Origin of the sequence: Nocardia pseudovaccinii NBRC 100343, from assembly GCF_001613225.1 — a bacterium.
In the GTDB taxonomy this organism is placed as follows: domain Bacteria; phylum Actinomycetota; class Actinomycetes; order Mycobacteriales; family Mycobacteriaceae; genus Nocardia; species Nocardia pseudovaccinii.
In genome coordinates, this window is the sequence record NZ_BDBY01000194.1 from 1 (window position 1) to 3,186 (window position 3,186).

Consider the following 3,186-nt stretch of genomic DNA (forward strand, 5'->3'; position numbering starts at 1 on the left):
AGGAGGTGGATCGGTGGCGGGATTCGAGCCCACGACGCGGGTTGGTGCCACCCTCGTTTCACGATCTAGATCGGCGGTGTGTGTGCCGCGGCGCGGCGGCGCCAGTCGTCGGCTTCAGCGAGCGCACCGCGTCCAGCAAGGAGGTCTGCAAGGCCGCGCATGGCGCTGATGTTGCCGGCGTCAGCGGCGCGACGTAACCATGTTTCTGCCTCTGAGTTCCTGCCCGGGTCGTCGGAGGTGAGGAAGGTGCCGAGACTGTCCATGGCGTTGGTGTTGCCCGCCTCGGCAGCCCTGCGCCACAGGGTTTCCGCCGTGGAAATGTCCCCGCGGCGTCTATACACATGCCCGAGGTTGTTCGTACCGTCGGTGTTGCCCTCTGCCATGGCGCGGTAGAACCAGGTTTCCGCATTGATGAGGTCCTCACGCTCATACAGCAGAAACCCGATGTTGTTCATGGCGTTGGTGTCGCCGAGGTCGGCGGCTCGGCGGTACCAGGGTTCGGCCTGGGTGAGTTCACCACGCTCCTGCAGCACGACCCCGAGGCCGTTCATGCCAGCGGCATGCCCGGCCTCGGCAGCGCGGCGGTACATCCGTTCGGCTCGGGCAAGGTCGCCTTGTTGGTGAGCCACGCATCCTTGGTCGTAGGTGGTATCGGGATCGTCCGCGGTGGTATCGGGATCGTCCGCGGTGGTATCTGACCCGCCGATGGGGAGGTGAGAACGATGATCGCCGGTTCTACCAAACAGCTTGAGCTCGCCGGCAGTATCGATGGCGCGCCGTCGCGGTCGAGGGTGTCCGTGCTCGACGAGGTGCCGCGCGGTTTGGCGGTAGAGCTCATCGAGAGTGAGATCTGAGGTGGCGGCGGTCGCCAGCAGGGCGGCGGTGAAGGCGGTGTTGCGGTGGCCGACCGGCGCGAACGAGGTTTCGTTCGCGCCTGAGGACACGATCGTGTAGGTGCCCTGGATGCTGGTTTCTGCGGCGATCACGGTGGCCGTATCGCTCATTGCTTCGAACGCGCGGCCCGCGAAGCAGCAGTCCAGGATCACGATGCGGGACTCGGAAGGGGATTCGAGAATCTCTTCGCGCAGCGTCTGGAACGACACCGAAGTCCAAGCCGGCCGGGAAGGATCGGTACCCGACACCGCCAAGTGGAGTCGACCACGGTTGTCGAGGACGCCGTGCCCGGTGTAGTAGACGAGCAACACGCCGGTGGCTTGCCCTGCGGCCAAAGCGATGGCGTCCCCGATCTGCGAACCGGATTGGGGGTCGGCCAGGACGGTGCAGTGCCTGGGGTCGAAGGCCCCGCCTGCTTCCGAGGTCAAGACGCGCTCGAGATCGAAGAGGTTGTTGACGGCAGCAGGGATCGCGGTCAGGTCGGGGTGGGTGTACGTGGCGGTCCCGATGAGGACGGCGCGTGAACCCGCCCGCACGGAGGGCGTGCTCACCGTGGGGTGCCCGGCTCGGCGAGCAGATTCTGGATCTCGCGCACGAGCTCGGGGGCATTGGCGCGTTTGGCATCGAGTTCGACCTCGACGCCGTTGCGTCTCACCAGGACCCGGATGTCGGAGCGGCGAGTGTTCAACCACGCCGACAGCGACATCGCCAAGGCAGGGCCGAGCCCTCCTGCTCCTACCGCGACGACGAGCATGTCGGACAGGTCACCCATCTGACCTTCCTGTGTCGCTGTCCGGGGCAAGCTCACCCGCCCCCGAAGCGCGTCGTCACCGCGAAACCACTCCAGCAGACGGAACAACTCGTCCGAGCCTCCAGTGGTCTGAATCGTCAACTGATCATCCTGATCCGGCATGGGAATATTCTGCCTCCACCACCAGGCACTGAGCTGAGATTGCCGCATCGGCCAAGCGTCCTGAGCACCCACGCCGCCGCCGACGAACCCACCTGCGCGCCGACGCCGCACCGGCGCCATATGGACATGCAAGAACACCGCCATCTATTGCTGCGAGTCACATTTATCGACACACGCCCGGTTCTGTCGACCTGGGCTTTGTCGATGTTCGGAGTCGGTTTCAGCGATAGCCGAAGTGCCCTTCAGCGGGGAGAGCGAAGCGGGCCAGGAACTGGTCGTGCGTGGGGTGGTGTCCCTGGGCTTGCTCTAGGAAGCGGTATCGTGCCCTGTCGCGGGCGGCGGGGTCGGCGGGACCATCATCGTATGAGCGTTTCGCGGCGCTCGAATCGAGGTGCAGTCATGTCACAGCCGAACGTCGATCGCGACAGTCTCGCCGCAGACCTGGAGCGAGCGAGGGCCGACTTCCATCACCTGCTCGATACCACCAACACCGGCGAGTGGGGAGCCCCGACGAACGGGACGCGGTGGACCAACGAAGAGTTGTTGTTCCACATGGTGTTTGGCTACATGATCGTTCAGAAGCTCCTGATCCTCGTACGGGTATTCGGCCGCCTACCTGCTGGCGCGAGCCGCGCGAACGCACGAATTCTGAACGCGGTGACCGGCCCGTTCGACGTGATCAACTTCTACGGCTCCCGCCTGGCGGCACGCATATACAACCGGCGCCGGATGGGCGCAAAGATGGACCGGGTAATCGCCTCGTTGCAGCGTTCCCTGCGGCGGGAAGACACAGCCGCGTTCACGCGCGAGATGAACTACCCGAGCCGCTGGGATCCGTACTTCCAAGGATCCATGTCCCTCGCGGACCTGTACCGGTATCCGGGCCAGCACTACGACCACCACCGGAAACAGCTGACCGTCACCGGTGTCCGCGAACAATAGACCGGCTCGCCGAACACACTCTCTTGCCGCGACCCGCGCGTCCGTTCGGGCGGTTCGCCGGGACCGCGGCATCGTGGAGGATGGCTACCTCCTCTGCTCTGGATGTCACCTTTGCCGGTGACGACCTCGTGCTCCGGCTGCAGGCGCTGGCTTACCTCGCTCGCTTCTGCGCGGTCTCACGCATCCACACCAAATCCGAACTGCGCCTGTACTTTCTACTGGTGCAGCCACCACCAACTCACCCACTCGCGGTGCCGGGCGACAGAGGGGGCGTATCCGGACCTGGCCGACTTCACCATCGATGACGCCGGGCGGCCGACGTCGGTCTCGCGTGACCTGCTGCGCGTCAGTCCGGCAGCCAGTGCAGCTCGTGTGCCAGGGTTTTGGCGACGGCACGAATGCGGCGGTGTAGTGGTGACTGCACGCGCGGGAGGACC

3 protein-coding genes are annotated in these 3,186 nt (G+C 65.2%); 1 reads left to right on the forward strand and 2 read right to left on the reverse strand.

The window, feature by feature from the left end; translation table 11 throughout:
- Window positions 1-65 precede the first annotated feature (65 nt).
- Both NP3_RS25020 and NP3_RS25025 read right to left on the reverse strand, forming a co-directional pair.
- Window positions 66-1,445 (reverse strand): caspase, EACC1-associated type, encoded by a 1,380-nt coding sequence (locus tag NP3_RS25020; RefSeq protein ID WP_063044050.1) that lies wholly within the window; start codon window positions 1,443-1,445, stop codon window positions 66-68.
- Window positions 1,442-1,807 carry an effector-associated constant component EACC1 gene (locus tag NP3_RS25025; RefSeq protein WP_063824903.1) on the reverse strand — a complete coding sequence of 122 codons (366 nt, stop codon included), beginning with the start codon at window positions 1,805-1,807 and terminating at the stop codon, window positions 1,442-1,444. Before NP3_RS25025 ends, NP3_RS25020 begins: the two co-directional genes overlap by 4 nt.
- A gap of 399 nt (window positions 1,808-2,206) precedes the next feature.
- On the opposite strand from NP3_RS25025, the gene NP3_RS25030 reads away from it, so the two are divergent.
- Complete coding sequence (locus NP3_RS25030; RefSeq protein ID WP_063044052.1) at window positions 2,207-2,749, forward strand: DinB family protein; 543 nt, start codon at window positions 2,207-2,209, stop codon at window positions 2,747-2,749.
- Window positions 2,750-3,186: the final 437 nt, after the last annotated feature.

Bases quoted from the DNA above. Each gene is read 5' to 3' on its own strand.
- NP3_RS25030 (WP_063044052.1), top strand. From the start codon at position 2,207: ATGTCACAGCCGAACGTCGATCGCGACAGTCTCGCCGCAGACCTGGAG.
- NP3_RS25025 (WP_063824903.1), bottom strand. From the start codon at position 1,807: ATGCCGGATCAGGATGATCAGTTGACGATTCAGACCACTGGAGGCTCG.